17 protein-coding genes, 1 tRNA gene and 2 rRNA genes are annotated in these 20,824 nt (G+C 72.8%); 7 read left to right on the forward strand and 13 right to left on the reverse strand.

The annotated features are described in order from the left end of the window. Positions 1 to 11: 11 nt before the first annotated feature. The 8 genes from AC54T2_RS16310 to AC54T2_RS16345 all read right to left on the reverse strand — a co-directional run bounded on the left by AC54T2_RS16310 (position 12) and on the right by AC54T2_RS16345 (position 7,583). A complete protein-coding gene (locus AC54T2_RS16310) occupies positions 12 to 1,106 on the reverse strand; it encodes an FUSC family protein (protein WP_489976229.1) in 1,095 nt (364 codons plus the stop codon). Between the two features lie 14 nt (positions 1,107 to 1,120). Next, on the reverse strand, positions 1,121 to 1,861 hold the full coding sequence (locus AC54T2_RS16315) for a CT398-like coiled coil hairpin domain-containing protein (protein WP_489976230.1): 741 nt from the start codon (positions 1,859 to 1,861) through the stop codon (positions 1,121 to 1,123). A gap of 13 nt (positions 1,862 to 1,874) precedes the next feature. Further along, a complete protein-coding gene (locus AC54T2_RS16320; RefSeq protein WP_496666704.1) occupies positions 1,875 to 2,993 on the reverse strand; it encodes a Nif3-like dinuclear metal center hexameric protein in 1,119 nt (372 codons plus the stop codon). A 57-nt stretch (positions 2,994 to 3,050) separates the two neighbouring features. After that, the gene (locus AC54T2_RS16325; protein ID WP_496666705.1) at positions 3,051 to 4,583 is read right to left on the reverse strand and encodes an AMP-binding protein; all 1,533 of its coding nucleotides are present in this window, start codon (positions 4,581 to 4,583) and stop codon (positions 3,051 to 3,053) included. 118 nt (positions 4,584 to 4,701) lie between these two features. Next, positions 4,702 to 4,773: transfer RNA gene (locus tag AC54T2_RS16330), tRNA-Val, on the reverse strand. 238 nt (positions 4,774 to 5,011) lie between these two features. Then, the gene (locus AC54T2_RS16335) at positions 5,012 to 5,482 is read right to left on the reverse strand and encodes a redoxin domain-containing protein (RefSeq protein ID WP_489976233.1); all 471 of its coding nucleotides are present in this window, start codon (positions 5,480 to 5,482) and stop codon (positions 5,012 to 5,014) included. Beyond that, entirely contained in the window at positions 5,479 to 7,188 is a 1,710-nt protein-coding gene (locus AC54T2_RS16340) for an AMP-binding protein (RefSeq protein WP_496666706.1), read from the reverse strand. The genes AC54T2_RS16335 and AC54T2_RS16340 overlap by 4 nt, the downstream gene beginning before the upstream one ends. Beyond that, complete coding sequence (locus AC54T2_RS16345; protein ID WP_277395316.1) at positions 7,185 to 7,583, reverse strand: DUF3052 domain-containing protein; 399 nt, start codon at positions 7,581 to 7,583, stop codon at positions 7,185 to 7,187. The genes AC54T2_RS16340 and AC54T2_RS16345 overlap by 4 nt, the downstream gene beginning before the upstream one ends. A 271-nt stretch (positions 7,584 to 7,854) precedes the next feature. Here AC54T2_RS16345 and aceE point away from each other — a divergent pair, with 271 nt between their 5' ends. Beyond that, a complete protein-coding gene (gene aceE, locus AC54T2_RS16350; RefSeq protein ID WP_241005375.1) occupies positions 7,855 to 10,650 on the forward strand; it encodes a pyruvate dehydrogenase (acetyl-transferring), homodimeric type in 2,796 nt (931 codons plus the stop codon). Between the two features lie 57 nt (positions 10,651 to 10,707). Here the strand turns inward: aceE and AC54T2_RS16355 are convergent, their stop codons facing one another. Then, positions 10,708 to 11,691, reverse strand: a complete 984-nt coding sequence (locus tag AC54T2_RS16355) for an alpha/beta fold hydrolase (RefSeq protein ID WP_496666707.1) — start codon at positions 11,689 to 11,691, stop codon at positions 10,708 to 10,710. Positions 11,692 to 11,902: 211 nt separating this feature from the next. On the opposite strand from AC54T2_RS16355, the gene AC54T2_RS16360 reads away from it, so the two are divergent. The 6 genes from AC54T2_RS16360 to AC54T2_RS16385 all read left to right on the forward strand — a co-directional run bounded on the left by AC54T2_RS16360 (position 11,903) and on the right by AC54T2_RS16385 (position 18,538). After that, positions 11,903 to 13,075, forward strand: a complete 1,173-nt coding sequence (locus tag AC54T2_RS16360) for a PucR family transcriptional regulator (RefSeq protein WP_241005374.1) — start codon at positions 11,903 to 11,905, stop codon at positions 13,073 to 13,075. A 79-nt stretch (positions 13,076 to 13,154) separates the two neighbouring features. Continuing rightward, a complete protein-coding gene (locus AC54T2_RS16365; protein ID WP_496666708.1) occupies positions 13,155 to 14,339 on the forward strand; it encodes an acyltransferase domain-containing protein in 1,185 nt (394 codons plus the stop codon). Further along, a complete protein-coding gene (locus AC54T2_RS16370; protein ID WP_489976237.1) occupies positions 14,339 to 15,352 on the forward strand; it encodes a beta-ketoacyl-ACP synthase 3 in 1,014 nt (337 codons plus the stop codon). Before AC54T2_RS16365 ends, AC54T2_RS16370 begins: the two co-directional genes overlap by 1 nt. 96 nt (positions 15,353 to 15,448) lie before the next feature. Beyond that, positions 15,449 to 15,694, forward strand: a complete 246-nt coding sequence (locus AC54T2_RS16375; protein ID WP_172260204.1) for an acyl carrier protein — start codon at positions 15,449 to 15,451, stop codon at positions 15,692 to 15,694. 89 nt (positions 15,695 to 15,783) lie between these two features. After that, complete coding sequence (locus tag AC54T2_RS16380) at positions 15,784 to 17,034, forward strand: beta-ketoacyl-[acyl-carrier-protein] synthase family protein (protein WP_186342657.1); 1,251 nt, start codon at positions 15,784 to 15,786, stop codon at positions 17,032 to 17,034. Between the two features lie 73 nt (positions 17,035 to 17,107). Continuing rightward, positions 17,108 to 18,538, forward strand: a complete 1,431-nt coding sequence (locus AC54T2_RS16385; RefSeq protein WP_186342658.1) for an acyl-CoA carboxylase subunit beta — start codon at positions 17,108 to 17,110, stop codon at positions 18,536 to 18,538. A gap of 52 nt (positions 18,539 to 18,590) precedes the next feature. Here AC54T2_RS16385 and AC54T2_RS16390 read toward each other — a convergent pair whose 3' ends face one another. The 4 genes from AC54T2_RS16390 to AC54T2_RS16405 form a co-directional block, all read right to left on the reverse strand. Continuing rightward, entirely contained in the window at positions 18,591 to 19,118 is a 528-nt protein-coding gene (locus tag AC54T2_RS16390; protein ID WP_446686241.1) for a DUF3145 domain-containing protein, read from the reverse strand. Between the two features lie 185 nt (positions 19,119 to 19,303). Next, positions 19,304 to 20,308 carry a tetratricopeptide repeat protein gene (locus AC54T2_RS16395; RefSeq protein WP_496666709.1) on the reverse strand — a complete coding sequence of 335 codons (1,005 nt, stop codon included), beginning with the start codon at positions 20,306 to 20,308 and terminating at the stop codon, positions 19,304 to 19,306. Positions 20,309 to 20,420: 112 nt separating this feature from the next. Continuing rightward, positions 20,421 to 20,538: ribosomal RNA gene (rrf, locus tag AC54T2_RS16400) — 5S ribosomal RNA — on the reverse strand. A gap of 106 nt (positions 20,539 to 20,644) precedes the next feature. After that, positions 20,645 to 20,824: ribosomal RNA gene (locus AC54T2_RS16405) — 23S ribosomal RNA — on the reverse strand; the annotation flags it as partial.

The raw sequence follows: 20,824 nt of genomic DNA on the forward strand, positions 1-20,824 counted from the left end.
GTGATGTCCAGCTAGCGCAGCGGGATCGCGTCGGTCGCCTCGAGCGGGTCCATCCCGCAGAGCGCGAGCATGTCGGCGATGATCGAGCGCACCTGCGCGAGGATCACCTCCGCCGACAGGTCGTCGCTGTGCTCCACCTGCGCCGTGGCGCGCCCGAGCGAGATCAGGTCCTCGATGACGGCGGCGGCCATCCGGTCGGAGACGAGCTCGTCGGCGACGCGGTCGCAGAGCGCGGCCAGGTCGCGCGTCAGGGAGGCGTACGACGCCGGCACGGGCTCACGGCGGTGACACGCCACCGCCACCCGGCGCACGACGACCCGGGTGTTGCGCAGCGCCACGTCGAGCGGCTCGACGAGCTCGGCGAGGCGGCGCTGGTGCTCGCCGTGCCGTCGCCGGAAGGGCGAGGAGCTCACCACCGACAGCCCTTCCTCCGACGCGGCGCGCAGCTCGGCGATGAGCACGTCGGTGGAGCGCGCGTCGCGCAGCGCGGCCAGCGCCCGCTCGACGTCACCGTCGCCGAGCCGGTCGGCACTGGAGCGCAGCAGCTCGGCGATCTTGCGCACCACCACCGCGGCCTGGTCGCGCGGCTTGCGCAGCGGCGCCCGGGGCACGACGGTGGCCGCCACGAGCGCCACCGCTCCCCCGATGATCGCGTCGGTCCAGCGCAGGAACGCCTCGCCCGGGGCGGGGGCGAGCGCCGCGACCACGATGCCCTGCACCGCCGCCTGGATGACCAGCAGCTGCCCCGCGTCGAGCAGCAGCGCGATCGACATGCCGGCGGCCACGATCAGCGCGATCTGCACGCCGCCTGACCCGATCAGGTGGGTCGTCGCGTCGCCGAGGAAGACCCCGAGCGCCACGCCCACGGTCACCTCCGCGACCCGGCGCTGCCGCTGGCCGTAGGACATGCCCAGCGAGACGACCGCCGCGATCGGCGCGAAGAACGGCAGACGGTGGCCGAAGACGTCCGAGGCGAGCCACCACGCGACGCCCGCGGCGACCGCGCACTGCCCGATCACCCAGCCCTTCGCCCGCAGCCGCGCCACCCGGGCGCGCAACGACATGCGACTGCGCTCCGCGACCACCTCGGCGTCGACGAAGCGCACGACGCGTCGTCCTCTCAGAGGCCGGACTCGTCGGTGCGCACCAGGATGCGCTGGCACTCCTCGCACCGGATGACCTCGTCGGCCGGCGCGGAGCGGATCCGCGACAGCTCGGAGGCGTCGAGGCCCATGTTGCAGCCGCCGCACTGGCGGGCCCGCAGCAGGGCCGCACCGATGCCCTTCTGCTCGCGCAGCCGCTCGTAGAGCGCCATCAGGTCCTCCGGCATCCCCTCGGTGGCGGGGCCGCGGGCGGCGGTGACCTCGTCGAGGGCGCGGTCGATCTCGGCGCGCTTGTCGTCGCGGGCGGTGACGAGCTCGGCGAGCCGCGCGTCGATGTCGTCGGCGCGGATGCCGAGGCCGTCGAGCACCTGCTGGGCCTCCTCGAGCTTCTCCATCACCTCCAGCTCGGCGTCCTCGAGCGTCGTGATGCGGCGCTCGAGGGAGACCAGCTCGTGCTGCATCCGCTCGAGGTCCTTGGGGTTGGTGACCTGTCCGGTGTCCATCCGGGTGCGGTCACGCTCGCGGCGGGCCTTGACCTGCTCGACCTCGCGGTCGGCCTTGGCCTGCTCGACGGTGAGGTCGTCGACGACGATGCGCGCGTCGCGGACCCGGTCGGTGAGCTCGGTGCGCTCGGCCTCCAACGCGCTGATCTCCGCCAGCTCGGGGAGGTGGGCTCGCTGGTGCCGCAGCTGGGCGGCGCGCGAGTCGAGCTCGGCGACGCCGAGCAGCGCGACCTGGTGGGTGGGATCGGCCTTCAACGGCTCTCCTGCTTCAGTGGCGGAACGTCCACGGGTCGGTGCACCGCGTGCTGACCCGGGTCTCGACCCTATCGTCCAGCGCCCGGCGCAGCCGAGCCTCCACCACCGGCAGCCACGTCCACTCCGCCGCCCAGTGGGCGACGTCGACCAGGGCGGGCCCTCCGTGCTCGAGGAACTCCCCCGCCCGGTGGTGCCGGAGGTCGCTGGTGACGTAGGCGTCGACGTCGCTGTGCGCGAGCTCGTCGAGCAGGAAGTCGCCCGCCCCGCCGCACACCGCGACGCGGCGCACCGGCCGCTGGGGGTCGCCGGCGACGCGTACGCCGTGGGCGGTCGCCGGCAGCGCGGCCGCCACCCGTGCCGCGAACTGCTCCAGCGTGGTCTCCTCGACGCTGCCGGTGCGCCCGGTGCCGGTCGGGGCGAGGCCGGGGTCGGCGAGGGACACGACGTCGTAGGCCGGCTCCTCGTAGGGGTGGGCGGCGAGCATCGCCCGCACGACGGCCGTCCGGCGCCCGGGCGGCACGACCGCCTCGATCCGGGCCTCCTCGACCACCTCGAGGCCGCCCACCGCGCCGATCGCGGGCGAGGCCCCCTCGAGCGGACGGAAGCGGCCCTCGCCGGTCGTGGTCCACGTGCAGGAGTCGTAGTCGCCGAGTCGGCCTGCCCCCGCCTCGGTCATGGCCGTGCGGACGGCGTCGGCCTGCGCCAGCGGCACGAAGACGACGACCTTGTCGAGCGGCTGCGCGGGCGCCGGGCGGATCGGGGCGAGGTCGCGCAGGCCGAGGGCCAGCGCCAGCGCCTCGGAGACGCCGGAGGACGCCTGGTCGGCGTTGGTGTGGGCGGCGAGCAGGGCGCACCCGCCCGCGGTCAGCGTGTGCAGCGTGCGCCCCTTGGGGGTGTCCGCGGCGACCGAGCTGACCGGCGTGAGGAACAGCGGGTGGTGCACGACGAGCAGGTCGGCACCCCACGCGACGGCCTCGCGGGCGACCTCGACGGTCGGGTCGACGGCGAACATCACCCGCGCGACCTCCGCGGTCGGGTCGCCCGCCACCAGGCCCACGGCGTCCCAGCCGTCGGCCGTGCCGGGCGGGTACCACGCGTGGAGCAGGTCGACGACGTCGGCGAGGCTGGGCATCTGCGCAGGCTAGACGACGACCCCGGGGCGGCGGGGGTGGCGGGGCGTCCGGTGGGGCTAGTTGACCTGGCGCTCCTGCGCCTGCCAGTAGGGCTGGCGCAGCTTGAACTTCTGCAGCTTGCCCGTCGCCGTGCGCGCGAGCTCGTCGCGGAACTCCACCGAGGTCGGGGCCTTGTATCCGGCCGCCCGCTCCTTGCACCACGCGATCAGCTCGGCCTCGTCGACGCTGGCGCCGTCGGTGAGCACGACCAGGGCCTTGATCGTCTCACCCCACTTCTCGCTCGGCACGCCGATCACGGCGACCTCGGCGACCGCCGGGTGCGAGAAGAGCACGTCCTCGACCTCGATGGAGGAGACGTTCTCGCCGCCGGTGATGATCACGTCCTTCTTGCGGTCGCTGATCGTGAGGTAGCCGTCGTCGCCGATCACGCCGCCGTCGCCGGTGTGGAACCAGCCGTCGACCAGGGCCTTGGCGGTCTCGTCGGGACGCTCCCAGTAGCCCTCGAGGATCACGTTGGAGCGCGCCAGCACCTCGCCCTGCGCGTCGGTGCGCAGGCGTACGCCGATGGCCGGCGCGCCGGCCCGCACCAGCTTGGCCGCCCGCTCCTCGGCCGACAGGTCGTCCCACTCCGCACGGCTGCGGTTGACCGTGAGCAGGGGCGAGGTCTCGGTGAGGCCGTAGATCTGGACGAACTCCCAGCCGAGCTCCTCCTCGACGCGCACCACGGTCCTGGTGGGCGGCGGGGCGCCGGCCATGATGATCCGCACGCGGTCGCGTCCGGGGATCTCGCCCTCCCAGTCCTGCGCCGCGTCGAGCACCGCGGCCGCCACGGCAGGCGCCGCGCACATCACGGTCACGCCGTGCTGCTCCACCCGGCGCAGGATCTCGGCGCCGTCGACCTTGCGCAGCACGACCTGCGGCACGCCCAGCCCGGTCATCGCGAACGGCATCCCCCAACCGTTGGCGTGGAACATCGGCAGCGTGTGCAGGTAGACGTCGCGGTCGCTCACCCCGGCGTGCAGCCCGAAGGTCACGGCGTTGGTCCAGAGGTTGCGGTGGGTCAGCTGCACGCCCTTGGGCCGGGCGGTCGTGCCGGAGGTGTAGTTGATCGTCGCGGTCGCGTTCTCGTCGGGCTCCCACGCCCGCGGCTCGGTGCCGGGCGCGGCGAACATCGCCTCGTCCTGCCCCAGCACGAACGTGTGCTCCACGTCGACCCCCCGCAGCGGCTCCACCAGCTCGGGGTCGACGTAGAGCACCCGGGCGCCGGAGTGCGACACGATGTAGGAGATCTCGTCGGGGCGCAGCCGGAAGTTGATCGGCACCAGCACCCGCCCCGAGCCGCACACGCCGAAGAACGACGTGAGCAGCCGCGCCGAGTTGTGGCTGATGATCGCCACCCGGTCCCCGACCTCGAGCCCGAGCTCGTCGAGACGGGCCGCCTGGCGCCGGGCCAGCTCGTACGCCTCCGCGTAGGTCACCGTGCCCAGCGACTCGGCCGGCTGGTCGGGCTCGTCGATGAAGCCCGGGCGCTCGCCGTAGACGGCCGCCGCGCGCTCGATGAAGTCGCTGACGCTGAAGGGGACGATCATGGACCCACTGTGGCACGCGTCACGCGCGCCGATCGAGGCCCGCGCGACGGACGGCAGGCAGGCCGCGACGAGCGGAGCCCGCCGCGCGACGGGCGGGAGACGCACCCGGTGGAAGGAGTGCGTCGGGACGGTTTCGAACCGCCGACCGCTCGGGTGTAAACCGAGTGCTCTACCGCTGAGCTACCGACGCGCAGTGGCACACCCTACGGGACCGCGCACCGCGCTCGGCAAACCGTCGGAGCGGGCCGTCTCACGCGGGGGCACCGTGCCCGGAAATGAGTTGAACCGCTGGCGTCTCGGGTCACCAGCGGTTCAACAAGAAGAACGTTACACGACCCCCTCAAGGGGGTGCCCCGAATCGCGGATCTGGGGACGATCGGTCTAGACCGCAGCGGCCCGGAGGCCCGCGAGGCCCGGCTGGAGACCGGCTAGAGAGCCGCGTGCAGCTCGCGCAGGTGCTCCTCGAGGTCGCGACCGTCGAGGCTCGCGTTGTGCACCGACCAGCGCAGCCGGCCCTCACGATCGATGACGTAGGACGAGCGGCGCGGGGCGCCCTTGGTCTCGTCGAAGACCTCGTAGGCGGAGGTGACGGCGCCGTGCGGCCACCAGTCGGACAGCAGCGGGAAGTTGAGCCCCTCGGCCTCGGCGAAGGTGCGCAGCGCGTAGACCGAGTCGCACGAGACGGCCAGCACCTCGGTGTCGAAGGTGAGGAACTCGTCGAGCCGGTCGCGGACCCCCGACAGCTCGCCGGTGCACACGCCGGAGAAGGCGAACGGGAAGAACATCAGCACGACCGCCTTGCGGCCGTGGAAGTCGCTGAGCCGCACGTCCTGGCCGAACTGGTCGCGCAGCGTGAAGTCGGGAGCCGCCTCACCCATGCACAGTCCGTTGCTCGTCACGGTGGTCCCTCGCCGTCCTTCTCGTCGTCCGTCTCGTCGTCCCACCGGGCCAGGTCGCGCCTGAGGACCTTGCCCGTTGCGTTGCGCGGGAGCTCGTCGACGAAGACGATCTCGCGCGGCACCTTGAACCGGGCCAGGCTGACCCGCACGTGCTCGCGCAGCTCGTCGGCCGAGACCTCGCCGGTGCGCACCACGAAGGCGCGCAGACGCTGACCATAGTCCTCGTCGGCGACACCGACGGCGGCGACCTCCCCCACCGCCTCGTGGGCGACGAGGCAGTCCTCGACCTCGCGCGGGAAGACGTTCTCGCCGCCCGAGACGATCATGTCGTCGTCGCGGCCCGCGACGTGCAGGCGACCGGCCGCGTCGAGGTGGCCCAGGTCGCCGGAGCACATGAGCCCGTCGACGACCTCCTTCGAGCCGCCTCCGGTGTAGCCCTCGAAGAGCAGGCCGTTGCCGACGAAGATCCGCCCGGTCTCGCCGCGCGGGACCTCGTGGCCGGCGTCGTCGAGGATCCTCACGACCGTGCCGTGGGGCGGGCGACCGGCGGACGTCGGGTCGGCCCGCAGGTCCTCCGGCGTCGCGACCGAGGCGTAGGCGACCTCGGTCGAGCCGTAGATGTTGTAGAGGTTGTCGCCGAAGCGGTCCATCCACGCGTGCGCGAGGGTCGCGGGCAGCGCCGACCCGGACGAGGCGACGACTCGCACGCGGGAGAGGTCGATGCGGTCGAGGGCGGCGGGGTCGAGGGCGAGCATCCGCTGGAGCATCACCGGGATGACGACCAGCGACTCGCAGCGCTCGGACTCGGCGGTGCGCAGGGCATCCTCCGGGTCGAAGCCGCGCCGCAGCACGATCGTCGAGCCGAGCAGCATCGACAGCGCGAGGTGCGCGAAGCCCCAGGTGTGGAACAGCGGCGCCGCGATGTGGGTGCGGCGTCCGGCCCGCAGCGGCATCCGCGAGAGCAGCGCCACCGCCGCGTCGACCCCCGCCTCGCGGCGCGGGGCGCCCTTGGGCGGGCCGGTCGTGCCGGACGTCAGGACCACCACCCGGGCGTGGCGCGCCGGCGGGTGCAGGTCGCCGTCGTCGTACGCCGTCACCAGCCGCTCGACGGTCTCCTCGACGGTCTCCTCGCCCCCCACGACGGCGCCGGTCGAGGTGTCGGCCGGGGTGTCGGTGGGGGCGTCGGTCCAGGCCAGCACCCGCCGCTCGACCTCCGCGCGGGCGAGCAGGGGCGTGAACTCCTCGTCGTGCACGACCAGGCGCGGCGCCTCGCGGGCGAGCACGTCGACGAGCTGGGGGCCGGCGAAGGCGGTGTTGAGGTAGAGGATGTCGGCGCCCAGCTTGGCCGCCGCGACGGACGCCTCGACGAGGCCGCGGTGGTTGCGGCACATGATCGCGACCGCGTCGCCCTCGGCCACGCCGCGATCGGCCAGCGCGCGGGCCAGGGCGTTGGAGCGCCGGTCCAGCTCGCCCCAGGTGAGCTCACCGAGCTCGTCGACGATCCCCACCTGGTGCGGGGCTCGGGCGGCGAGGCTCGCGAAGCCGCCGGCCGGGCCGGTGCCCCAGCGCACGACCGTGCGCCCGACGTCGAGCAGGGTGCGGGGGGCGTAGGGGCGGATCACGCCCGCGCGGCCCAGCACGCGGACGGTGGTGGCGGCGCCCGACGCCCGGCCCACCAGGGTCGAGGCGAGGGCGCGAGCCGTCACGCGGGGGTCTTCGGGGCGACCAGCCGGGTGGCCTGCCAGTCCTTGCTCACTGCCGCGGTCGTCGTCTGCGCGAGGCCCGCGATCGGGGCCGCCTCGGAGATGTCGGCCGCGTCCACGCTCCCCGACCGGCCCACCTTCGGGGTGAGCAGCCAGATCGAGCCACCGCCGACGAGGTCGGTGAGCGCGTCGACGAGGCCGTCCACGAGGTCGCCGTCGTCGTCGCGCCACCACAGCAGGACCGCGTCGACGACGTTGCCGTAGTCGCCGTCGACCATGTCGGCGTCGATGGTGTCCTCGACCGCGACGCGAAGCTCGTCATCGGTGTCGTTGTCCCAGCCGAGTTCCTGGACGACCATGCCGGGCTTGAGGCCCAGCCGGTCCCCCGCTCCTGTCACCGGGGCAGAATCGCCCACCGTCGAGCTCACGCAGTGCCTCCCATGTCCGGGTGCCCGACCGTTGTGGTCAGGCAGTGCGCACAGTCCACAGGAACACGGCAGGCGCCGCAACCCCGGGCCACCCCCACCGGGTGGTCGCGCGTGCCCACGCGCCACGTCCGCGACCGTCCGGACGCCTCGGGCCGGGGCTGAGACGGCGCGTGCGTGCACGCACGATGGGACTACCCGCCGGTAGATTTCGTGGCGCGGTGGACCGTGACACGATGAGCAGGTGAGTGACGCCGAGAAGTCCAGCGAGAAGTCCAGCAAGAACCCGGCCATCGCGTCGGTGATCCACGAGGGTCTGCCCACCCAGCTGCCCGACATCGATCCCGACGAGACGCAGGAGTGGCTCGCGTCCTTCGACGCGATGCTGGACGATCGCGGCCGCGACCGGGCCCGCTACCTCATGCTGCGACTGCTCGAGCGCTCGCGCGAGAAGCAGGTCGGCGTTCCCGCGCTGCGCTCGACCGACTACATCAACACCATCCCGCCCGAGCGCGAGCCGTGGTTCCCCGGCGACGAGGAGGTGGAGCGCCGCATCCGCGCCTTCATCCGGTGGAACGCCGCGGTGATGGTGTCCTCGGCCAACCGCAAGGGCCTCGAGGTCGGCGGCCACATCGCCACCTACCAGTCCTCGGCCAGCCTCTACGAGGTCGGCTTCAACCACTTCTTCCGCGGCAAGGACCACGAGGGCGGCGGCGACCAGGTCTACATCCAGGGCCACGGCTCGCCGGGCGTCTACGCCCGCGCGTTCCTCGAGGGTCGGCTGAGCGAGTCGCAGCTCTACCGCTTCCGCCAGGAGGTCCAGCACGGCAAGGGCGCCGGCCTGCCGTCCTACCCGCACCCGCGCCTGATGCCCGACTTCTGGGAGTTCCCGACCGTGTCGATGGGCCTGACGGCCATCAACTCGATCTACCAGGCCCGCTTCAACCGCTACCTCGACAACCGCGGCATCAAGGGCACCGACCAGCAGCGCGTGTGGGCGTTCATGGGCGACGGCGAGATGGCCGAGCCCGAGTCGCTAGGCGCCATCCGCGTGGCGGCGCGCGAGGAGCTCGACAACCTCACCTGGGTCATCAACTGCAACCTCCAGCAGCTCGACGGCCCGGTCACCGGCAACGGCAAGATCATCCAGGAGCTCGAGGCCAACTTCCGCGGCGCCGGGTGGAACGTCATCAAGGTCGTGTGGGGCCGCGAGTGGGACGCGCTGCTGGCGCGCGACGTCGACGGCGTCCTGGTCAACCAGATGAACTCCACGCCCGACGGCGCGTTCCAGACCTACTCCACCGAGGACGGCGCCTACGTCCGCGAGCACTTCTTCGGCGGCGACCCGCGCCTGCGCGCGATGGTCCAGCACATGTCGGACTCGCAGATCGAGAAGCTGCCGCGCGGCGGTCACGACTACCGCAAGGTCTACGCCGCGTTCGACGCCGCGACCAAGCACACCGGTCAGCCGACGGTGATCCTCGCCCACACCATCAAGGGCTGGACGATCGACGCCCTCGAGGGCAAGAACGCCACCCACCAGATGAAGAAGCTGACCCTGGGCGACCTCAAGAAGTTCCGCGACCGGCTCTACCTGCCGATCAGCGACCGCGACCTCGAGGAGTCCTACGAGAAGACGGGCGGCGCCCCGTTCTTCCACCCCGGCTCCGAGGCCCCGGAGGTCGAGTACATGCTCGAGCGCCGCAGGGCCCTCGGCGGCTCGATCCCCCGCCGCGTCAACCGCGCCTCGTCCCTCAAGCTGCCCGGCGACGAGATGTACGCCGAGCTCAAGCAGGGCTCGGGCAAGAACAAGATCGCCACCACGATGGCCGTCGTGCGCCAGCTGCGCGACTGGATGAAGGACCCCGGCATCGGCGAGCGCATCGTGCCGATCGCGCCCGACGAGTACCGCACCTTCGGCATGGACTCGATGTTCCCGAGCGCCAAGGTCTACAACCCGGGCGGGCAGCAGTACGAGTCGGTCGACCGCAAGCTGCTGCTGTCCTACAAGGAGTCCGCGCAGGGCCAGATGCTCCACGAGGGCATCTCCGAGGCAGGTGCCGTGGCGTCGGCGACGGCCGCCGGCTCGGCCTACTCCACGCACGGCGAGCACATGATCCCGTTCTACATCTTCTACTCGATGTTCGGCTTCCAGCGCACGGGCGACTCGATCTGGGCGATGGCCGACCAGCTCGCCCGCGGCTTCCTCATCGGCGCCACCGCGGGTCGCACCACCCTGACCGGCGAGGGCCTCCAGCACGCCGACGGCCACTCGCCGCTGCTGGCGGCGACCAACCCGGCGGTCGTCCACTACGACCCCGCGTTCGCCTACGAGATCGCCCACATCATGCAGAGCGGCCTCCAGCGGATGTACGGCACCGGCGGGCCCGAGGGCCACGGCGAGGACGTCATCTTCTACCTCACCGTCTACAACGAGCCGGTCTCCCAGCCCGCCGAGCCGGCCGACGTCGACGTCGACGGGATCCTGCGGGGCATCCACCGCGTCGCCACCGCCGACGGCGAGGGTCCGCGGGTCCAGCTGATGGCCTCGGGCGTCGGCTACCCGTGGATCCAGGAGGCGGCCCGCCTGCTGGCCGAGGACTGGGGCGTCCAGTCCGACCTGTGGTCCGTGACGTCGTGGAACGAGCTGGCCCGCGACGGTGCCGCCGCCGAGCAGTGGAACCTGCTCAACCCGGGCGAGCAGCGCCGCACCCCCTACGTCAGCGAGAGGCTCGCCGACGTGCAGGGCCCGGTCGTCGCCGTGTCCGACTACATGCGGGCGGTCCCGCTCCAGATCGCGCGCTGGGTGCCGGCCGACTACCGCGTCCTCGGTGCGGACGGGTTCGGCTTCGCCGACACCCGCCCGGCCGCGCGCCGGTTCTTCCACATCGACGCCGTCAGCGTCGTCGTCCAGGCGCTCCAGGCCCTGGCCGACGCCGGCGACTTCCCGGTGGAGAAGGTCGTCGAGGCCGCCCAGCGCTACCGCATCGACGACCCGACCGCGACCCAGGACATCAAGCAGGAGGGTGGCGACGCCTGACGGCTCGCCGACGTCCGCGAAGCGCCGACGCCCGCCCGACCCGGACCACCGCCCGGGTCAGGCGGGCGTCGCGCGTACGTCGTCCAGCGGCGCGACGGGCGCGTCGCCGGCAGGCGCCTCGGCCGGGGCGAGCGCCGCACCGTCGTGCAGCAGCTCGCGCCACCGGTCTCGGTCGTGCCGGCTGGGCTCGGTGGTGCGGATGAAGTCGCGCACGATCCTGGCGAACCGCTCGGGGTGGTCGCGGTGCGGGAAGTGGCCGGCGTTGGGGATGATCTCGATCCGCGCGGTCGGCGCGAGGGTGCGGGCGGTGTCGGCGTGGCGGGCCGGGATGACCATGTCGTCGGAGCCCCACACGACGCACATCGGCATCGCCTCGGTCAGGTAGGCCCGGTCGGCCATCGTGACGACCTGGCCCCTCCAGTCCACGACGGCCCGCACGACGTGTCGGATCGCCGCCCGGGCGCTGGGGTCCTTGAACGAGTCGTAGATCGCGGCGACCTCGTCGAGGTCGCGCAGCCGGGACACCCCGGTGCCGGCGAGCACGCGCAGGGTGGTCGTGGCGGCGTGGCGCAGTCCCGGTGCGGTGAGCACGCCCATGACCTGGTGGAACCCCGGCGTGGTGATCGCGCGGATGGCCGGGTGCACCTCGGGGCCGAGGCCGCCGGACCCGACGAGCACCAGGCGCTCGGTCCGCTCGGGGTACTGGTAGGCGAACTGCATCGCCACTCCCCCACCGAAGCTGTGCCCGACCACCGTGGCGGTGTCGATGCCCAGCACGGTCAGCAGGTCGCGCATGCCGTTGGCGTAGCCGCCGACGCTGTAGTCGGCCCGGGGCTTGTCGGACGAGCCGTGGCCCAGCAGGTCGGGAGCGAGCACGGTGTGGGTCCGCGACAGCGAGGTGATCACCGGGTCCCAGGTGGTGTGGTCGCAGCCGAGGCCGTGGAGCAGCAGCACCACGGGCCCCGACCCGGCGCGGACGAAGGCGCGCCGGTGGCCGTGGACGGTCACGTGCTCGACCTGCGGGCTGCTGTTGCTGGGCACTCTCGACCTCCCCCTCGGCCGCGCGGCGCGGACTGTCGCGGATTCAACCAGAGTGGACGTCCACGTACCCCGCACCGCCCGCAGCGATGCGGACTCGTGACCTTCGACCCCACCCGCCCCCGACCCGGCCCCCCACCCGGCTCCCGCCCGCGCCACGCGGGTGGGCTTCGTGGGAATCCCACTACCCGGCCGGTCCCACTACAGTCGTGCCGTGTCCGCCTCCAGACGTCGCGCCGCCGAGGCGCTGCGCAACTCCACGGGAGCGCTCAGCACCGCGGCCACGGCCCGGATGTCGACCGACCTCCCGTGGTTCGACGACCTGAGCGCCGAGGACCGGTCGTGGGTCGGGCTGATCGTGCAGGCCGGCATCCGCGGCTTCGTCGACTGGTACGACCGCGAGATCGAGGCGTCGTCGCACGACCCGCTCGACGTGGTGGTGTTCGGCGCCGCGCCGCGCGAGCTGACCGGCGTGATCTCGCTCCAGCAGACGGTCGAGCTGGTGCGGCTCAGCATCCGGGTCGTCGAGACCACCATCGACGCCCTCCTCCACCCCGAGGACGCCCGCGAGGTGCACGACGCGGTGCTGCGCTACGCCCGCGAGGTCGCCTTCGCCACCGCCGCCGTCTACGCCCGCGCCGCGGAGTCGCGCGGCGCCTGGGACGCCCGCCTCGAGGCCCTCGTGGTCGACGCGGTGGTGCGGGCCGAGGCCGACGAGGCCGTGCTCTCCCGGGCGAGCGCGCTGGGCTGGGGAGCCCACGGCGACGTCGCCGTGGTGCTGGGCTCGCCGCCTCCGCACCGGGCGGAGCTCGACGTCTTCGAGTCCGTACGCCGCTCGGCGCGCGCCGGCGGGATGGACGCCCTGTGCGCCACGCAGGGTGATCGGCTCGTCGTCGTCCTCGGCGGGGTGAGCGACCCGCTGCCGGCCGCGACCCGGCTCCTCGAGCACTTCGGCGACGGCCCGGTGGTGGTGGGGCAGGTGACCGCCGACCTCGCCCACGCCAGCGCCTCGGCCCGCGACGCCCTGTCGGCCCACCGGGCCGCCACCGGTTGGCCCGACGCCCCGCGTCCGGTGGCCAGCCGCGACCTGCTCCCCGAGCGGGCGCTGGCCGGCGACGGGCACGCGCGCCGGCACCTCGTCGACGAGGTCTACCTCCCGCTGGTCGCGGCTCGCGGCACCCTCCTCGAGACGCTCGGGGCGTGGTTCGAGCAGGGCTCCTCGATCGAGGCGACCGCACGTGCGCTCTTCGTGCACCCCAACACCGTGCGCTACCGGCTGCGCCAGATCACCGACACCACCGGCTGGTCGCCGACGCGTCCGCGCGAGGCGTTCGCGCTCCAGCTCGCCCTGATCCTGGGACGCCAGTCCGGACGCACGGAGTTGTAGGAACCCTACAAGGATCCGGGGGTCAGATTCGTCGGCGTCGGACCGGCGGCGTGCGGTCGCCACCCGGCAGAGTGGGCGTGTGCTCGTCATCGTCGCCCCCGGCCAAGGGGCCCAGTCCCCCGGTTTCCTCACGCCCTGGCTGGAGGACCCGACCTTCGCCGCGCGCTTCGACTGGCTGGCGACCGTCGCCGGCGTCGACCTGGCCCACTACGGCACCGAGGCCGACGCGGAGACCATCCGCGACACCAAGATCGCCCAGCCGCTGCTGGTCGCGACCGGCCTGGTCGCCGCCCTCGACCTCTTCCCGCACCCGGGCGACGCGTTCGCCCGCATCGGCGCGGTCGCCGGCCACAGCGTCGGCGAGCTGACCGCCGCGACGGGTGCGCGCGTGATGACCGCCGAGCAGGCGATGGTGCTGGTGCGCGAGCGGGGCAACGCGATGGCCGACGCGGCCACCACCACCGCCACCGGGATGACGGCCGTCCTCGGTGGCGACCGCGACGAGGTCCTCGCCACGATCGAGCGCCACGGACTCACCGCCGCCAACGACAACGGTCCCGGTCAGGTCGTCGCCGCCGGCACCATCGAGCAGCTGGCCGCGTTCGCCGACGACCCGCCCGCCAAGGCGCGGCTGATGCCGTTGAGCGTCGCCGGCGCGTTCCACACCGAGCACATGGCGCCCGCGGTCGACCGCCTCGCCTCCCTGGCCCGCTCGGTCTCCACCCACGACCCGCGCACCCCGGTGATCTCCAACCGCGACGGCCAGGTCGTCCACGACGGTCGCGACGTGCTCCGCCGCATCGTCGGGCAGATCGCCAATCCGATCCGCTGGGACCTGTGCATGGAGACGATGGGCGACCTCGGCGTCACCGGCATCCTGGAGATGCCGCCCGCCGGCACGCTCACGGGCATCGCCAAGCGCGCGCTCAAGGGCGTGGAGACCTTCGCCCTCAAGACGCCCGACCAGCTCGACGCGGCCCGCGAGTTCTGCGACAAGCACGGCGAGGCCTCGATGATCGAGACCACCCCGACCTGGCGGATGATCGTCTCGCCCGCCAAGGGCACCTTCCACCTCTCCGCGGAGGCCGCGCAGCTCCACCTGCTCGCCCCCGGCGCCACGATCGGCGCGGTGGCGAGCCTGCGCGAACGCACCGACATCACCGCGCCGCACGGCGGCTCGGTCGTCGAGTGGCTCGTCGAGGACGGCGACCTGGTCTCCCCCGGCCAGCCCCTCCTGCGCCTGCACCCCGAGGCCTCGCTCTGATGGCGGCGATCACCGTCCCGACCGGCGCCGCCCACGCCCGCATCCTCGGCCTCGGCGTCTACCGCCCCTCGCGCATCGTGCCCAACTCCGAGGTGGTCGAGGCGATCGAGTCCAGCGACGAGTGGATCCAGCAGCGCTCCGGCATCCGCACCCGCCGCTTCGCCGCCCCCGAGGAGACGGTGCAGATGATGAGCGTCGCCGCCTCGCGGCAGGCCCTCGAGCGCGCCGGCATCAGCCCCGAGCAGATCGACTGCGTCGTCGTCGCGACGGTCAGCCATCTCCTCCAGACCCCGGCCATCGCGCCGGCGATCGCCACCGAGCTCGGCACCGACCACGCGGCGGCGTTCGACATCTCGGCCGCGTGCGCCGGCTTCTGCCACGCCGTCGCGCTGGGCGCCGACATGGTGCGCGGCGGCAGCGCCGGGCACGTCCTGGTGATCGGCGTCGAGCGGCTCTCCGACATCACCGACATGAACGACCGCGGCACCGCGTTCATCTTCGCCGACGGCGCAGGCGCCGCGGTGATCGGCCCCAGCGACGTCGCCGGCATCGGCCCCGTGGTGTGGGGCTCCGACGGGGAGCAGTACGACCTCATCCGCCAGCGCGAGGACTGGCGCGACGTCGTCGGCAGCGACACCACGCCCGGGTCCGGCGTGATGCCGCACCTGACGATGCAGGGCAACCCGGTCTTCCGGTGGGCGTCCTTCACGATGGCCAAGGTCGCCCAGCAGGCCATGGACGCCGCCGGCGTCAGCCCCGACGACCTCGACGTCTTCGTCCCCCACCAGGCCAACATGCGCATCATCGACGCGATGGCGCGCTCGATGAAGCTGCCCGAGCACGTGCGGATCGGCCGCGACATCGCCGACCAGGGCAACACGTCGGCGGCCTCGGTCCCGCTCGCGCTCGACCGGATGATGCTCGAGGGCGACGCCCGCAGCGGCGACACCGCCCTCCTCATCGCGTTCGGCGCCGGACTGGCCTACGCCGCCCAGGTCGTCACCGTCCCCTGACCCGCCCGGCCGCGCCGGGCACGGCGGGACGGCATCCCCACAGACCCGCACCAGCACAGACCGAGCAGCACCCACACAACAAGAAGGGAAGGCCCCATGGCCAGCACCGAAGAAATCCGTGCCGACCTCGCTGAGATCGTCAACGAGGTGGCCGGCGTCGACGCCGACGACGTCCAGCTGGACAAGTCCTTCGTGGACGACCTCGACGTCGACTCGCTCTCCATGGTGGAGGTCGTCGTGGCCGCCGAGGAGAAGTTCGGCGTGACCATCCCCGACGACGAGGTCAAGAACCTGAAGACCGTGGGCGACGCCGTCGCCTACATCGAGCGCGCCCAGGGCTGACGCTCGTCCCCTCACGTCACGGGTGGCCGGAGTCCAGCCCGGCCCCCGTGACCCAGGACCCCCCACAAGCGAGAACGGAACCTCACCTGATGCCCTCGACCCGCGTAGTCGTCACCGGCCTCGGCACCACCTCCCCCCTCGGAGGGGACGTCGCCTCCACGTGGCAGGCGATGCTGTCCGGCACCTCCGGCATCGCACGCCTGACCGACGAGTGGGTCGACCAGCTGCCGGTGAAGATCGGCGGCCGGGTCGCCGTCGAGCCGTCCGAGGTCCTCGAGCGCGTCAAGGCGCGCCGGCTCGACCGGTCCAGCCAGTTCGCCATGGTCGCCGCCGACCAGGCGTGGGCCGACGCGGGACTCGAAGGGTCCGGCCTCGAGCCCGAGCGGCTGGGAGTGGCCCTCGCGTCGGGCATCGGCGGAGTCACCACGCTCCTGGCCAACTACGACGCGCTGCTCGAGAAGGGCGCCCGCCGGGTCTCCCCGCTGGCCGTGCCGATGCTCATGCCCAACGCGCCGGCGGCCAACGTGAGCCTCAAGTACGGCGCCCGCGCCGCCGTGCACGCCCCCACCTCGGCGTGCGCATCGGGCAACGAGGCCATCTCGATGGCCCTCGACCTGATCCGACTCGGTCGCGCCGACGTCGTCCTGGCCGGCGGCACGGAGGCCGCGATCCACCCGCTGCCCATGGCGGCGTTCGCCAACATGATGGCGCTGTCCAAGACCGCGAGCGACGACGGCGGCGACCCGACGACGGTCTCCCGCCCCTGGGACACCGGCCGCGACGGCTTCGTCCTCGGCGAGGGCGGTGCCGTGCTCGTGCTCGAGTCCGAGGAGCACGCCCGGGCCCGCGGCGCGACGATCTACGCCGAGGTGCGCGGCGCCGGCATCAGCAACGACGCCCACGACATCGCCCAGCCCGACCCCGAGGGTCGCGGCGGCACCCGGGCGATCCGGATGGCGCTGCGCGAGGGCGACGTCGACCCGGCCACCGTGGTCCACGTCAACGCCCACGCCACGTCCACGCCGAAGGGCGACATCGCCGAGGGCCTGATGCTCCACGCCGTGCTCGGCGAGCACGTCGACCGCTGCGTGGTCACGAGCACCAAGTCGATGACCGGCCACCTGCTCGGCGGGGCCGGCGCGCTGGAGGCCGTCGCGACCGTGATGGCCCTCCGCGACCGGGTCAGCCCGCCCACGATCAACCTCGACGAGCGTGACCCCGAGGTCGAGCTCGACATCCCGACGGCCCGGCGCGACCTGCCCGACGGCGACATCGTGGCGCTCAACAACTCCTTCGGCTTCGGCGGCGCCAACGTCGCGGTGGCCTTCGGCAGCGTCTGAGCACCACCCCCACCCACGAAAGCCCCGCTCGCGACTCTCCCGGACGACACCGCGGGGAACCGGAAGGATCCTGATGACGACGACGGCCACCAAGCCCGCCAAGCTGCCCCGCGAGCAGGACCCGCGCAACCCGGTCCACCGGCTCACCGCGCTGCTCGACGAGGGCACGCTCGAGCTGATCACCCCCGACGACGACTCGGGGATGCTCGCCGCGGTGGGCCGCGTCGACGGCACGTCCGTGGTGGCCTTCTGCAGCGACGCCACCGTCATGGGCGGCGCGATGGGCGACGTGGGCTGCCGGGTGGTGGTCGATGCCTACCACCGCGCGATCACCGACGGTGTCCCGATCATCGGGCTGTGGCACTCCGGCGGCGCCCGCCTCGCCGAGGGGGTGCTGTCCCTCCACGCCGTCGGACGCATCTTCCAGGTGATGACGCAGGCCTCCGGCGTGATCCCGCAGATCTCGGTGGTGCTCGGCCCCGCCGCCGGCGGCGCCGCCTACGGGCCCGCGCTCACCGACGTGGTCATCCTCGGTCCCGAGGGCCGCATCTTCGTCACCGGCCCCGACGTGGTGCGCTCGGTCACCGGCGAGGACGTCGACATGCTCCGCCTCGGCGGGCCGGAGCCCCACGGCCGGCGCTCCGGCGTGGTGCACATCCTCACCGAGTCCGAGCGCGAGGCGCTCGACCGCGCCCGCACGGTCGCCTCGCTCCTCGGCGCCCAGGGCAGCCTGGCCGCCGACTCCGTGGAGGACCGCGACCTCGAGGCCCTGCTCCCGGAGTCGAAGAAGCGGGCCTACGACGTCCACCCGCTCGTCGAGGGAGTGCTCGACGAGGGCACGATGCAGGAGCTGCACGCCCGGTGGGCGCCCAACATCGTCACCGCCCTGGGCCGTTTCGGCGGCCGCACGGTCGGCGTGGTCGCCAACAACCCGCTGCGCCTCGGCGGCTGCCTCGACTCCCTGTCGGCCGAGAAGGCGTCCCGCTTCGTGCGCATGTGCGACGCGTTCGGGGTGCCGCTGATCGTTCTCGTCGACGTGCCCGGATACCTCCCCGGCGTCGGCCAGGAGTGGGACGGCGTCGTGCGACGCGGTGCCAAGCTGCTGCACGCCTTCGGCGAGTGCGTCGTGCCCCGCGTCACGCTCGTGACCCGCAAGACCTACGGCGGCGCCTACATCGCGATGAACTCCCGTTCGCTCGGAGCCACCCGGGTGTTCGCCTGGCCCGGCGCGGAGGTGGCCGTGATGGGAGCGGTGGCCGCGATCCGGATCCTGCACCGCCGCCGGCTGGCCGAGGTCTCCCCCGAGATCCGTCCGCAGGTCGAGGCGGAGCTGGCCGCCGAGCACGAGCGCATCGCCGGCGGCGTCGACAAGGCCGTCGAGATCGGCGTGGTGGACGAGGTCGTCGAGCCCACCCGCACCCGCAGCGCGATCGCGCAGGCGATGCGCCACGAGATCGACACCTCGGGCGTACGCCGCGGGCACCACGGCAACATCCCGCTCTGACGCCGGCCCCTCCCGCCGCGAGAGGATCAGGCCGAGAGGCGTCCCGGCTCGCTCACACCACCTGGTGGAGCCAGCGGACCGGGGCGCCCTCGCCCGCGTGCCGGAAGGTCTCCAGCTCGTCGTCCCACGGCTTGCCGAGCAGCTGGTCGATCTCGAGCAGCAGCGTGGTGTCGCCGAGGGCGGCCTTGACCACGGCCGCCTTGAGGCGGTCCTCGGGGATCAGGATGTCACCGTGCGGCCCGGTGATCGCGTGGAAGATGCCGAGGTCGGGGGTGCAGGAGAAGCGGGTGCCCTCGGTCGAGCTCGTCGGCTCCTCGGTGATCTCGAAGCGCAGGTGGTTCCAGCCACGCAGCGCCGACGCGACGGCCGCGGCGGTGCCGGCGGCGCCCGTCCACGACAGCTCGGCACGGTAGGAGCCCGGCTGGGCCGGCTGCGGCGTCCAGTCGAGGGACACGGCCACGCCCAGCACTCCGCCCACGGCCCACTCGATGTGCGGGCAGAGTGCGGAGGGAGCTGAGTGCACGTAAAGGATGCCCCTCGTGGCCGGACCGTCCGGACGGGAAGCAATGCGTGTGGTCACGGTGACCTCCTTGAGTTCCGACGCTCCAGATGCGCCTTCCCCAGCGGTCTGTCGTCAGTGCTCAACGAATGTCGAGTGACACGTATGTGATTAGGCCACCATTGTGACGCATGTGGCGTCCGAGCGCCAGTGATCACGCCGAACGCCCGTCCCGGGACCCGTCCCCCGCTGGCGCCGGGGCCGGCTCAGGACTGCCGACGCTCCAGGGCGTCGGCTCGCTGCGCGGCGTCGGTCAGCTCCTCGGCGTCGATCGCGTGCGTGCGGTGGAACCACGCCAGCGCGTCGGACTCGCGCCCGGCGGCCTCGAGCGTGTCGGCGTAGGCGTAGCGCAGCCGCACCACCCAGGGCGCCCGGCTGTTGGAGGTCAGCGGGGCGAGCTCCAGGGTGCGCAGCGCGGCATCGAGCTGGCCCATGTCACGGCGCGCTCCGGCCTCGACCAGCGTCATCTCGGCCTTCGCCTCGGCGCTGAAGTTGGCCACCGACGGGCTCTTGGCCAGCTTGATGGCCTGCTCGGGGTTGCCCAACGCGCGGTGACAGTCCGCCATGATCGGCAGGTAGTCGGTGGCGCCGTTCATCCGCTTGGCCGCCCGCAGCTCCGACAGCGCCTCGGCGTAGTGGCCGGCGGCGTAGGCGGTCTCGCCGGCAGCCTCGCGCACGACCGCGATCCGCGACGCGCGGGCGCGTGCGGCGAGGGCGTGACGGTAGGCGAGCTCGGGGTCCTGGTCGATGAACGCCCCGGCGGCAGCGAGGTGCCTGGCCACCCGGGCCGCGAGCTTCTCGGGCAGGCCCTTGAGCTGCGCGCGTACGCCGCGGTCGAGCTCGGCACCCGTGATCCCCTCGGGCAGGTCGGGTCCGTCGTAGGCGGCTTGGTCGACGGTGCGCGGTGCCTGCTCGGAGCGCCCGCGGAAGGAACGCTCCTGACCGCGCTCGGGCCGCTTGCCACCGGTCGGCTTGCCCCCGGAGGCCTTGCCCCCGGAGGCCTTGCCCCCGGACGACGGGCGGCCCGACGCGCTCCGACCCTCGCCGGAGCGGCTCGCGCCGCGGGCGTCGCCACGCGCGCTGCTGTCGCGTGAGTCGCTGCGCGGGCCACTGCGTGAGCTGGAGCCACCACGGCCGCCGGCGGTCGAGCCTCCTCGGCCGGCGCCGCTCCCGCCCCGTGACGGTCGCTGTCCTCGACGGTCCTCGGCCACAGCCGCACTTCCCTTCTCCTCGCGTTGTCCCCGTCCAGGGCCAACGCTACTCACACGTGGCGCAAAATGACGCAGGGGCCACCAGATCACTGGTGGCCCCTGCCAAATGTATGTCCGGCGGCGTCCTACTCTCCCACAACCTCTCGGTTGCAGTACCATCGGCGCTGAAAGGCTTAACTTCCGGGTTCGGTATGGGACCGGGTGTTTCCCGTTTCGCTATGGCCGCCGTAACTCTTTCAACTCAATCAAACCCTGCTGGGTTTGTTGGTTGGGAACTGCTTAGTGGACGCGAACATGTGTGTTCGTCTTTTGCGCGTGTGTGGTCTTGTACGGTGTTGGGACAAGCCCTCGGCCTATTAGTACCGGTCGGCTAGGCATTACTGCTGTACACCTCCGGCCTATCAACCCCATGTTCTGTGGGGGGCCTTACCCCATTATTTGGGTGGGAAACCTCATCTTGAAACGTGCTTCCCGCTTAGATGCATTCAGCGGTTATCACTTCCGAACGTAGCCAAC

This window comes from Nocardioides sp. Z35_8 (assembly GCF_059621125.1).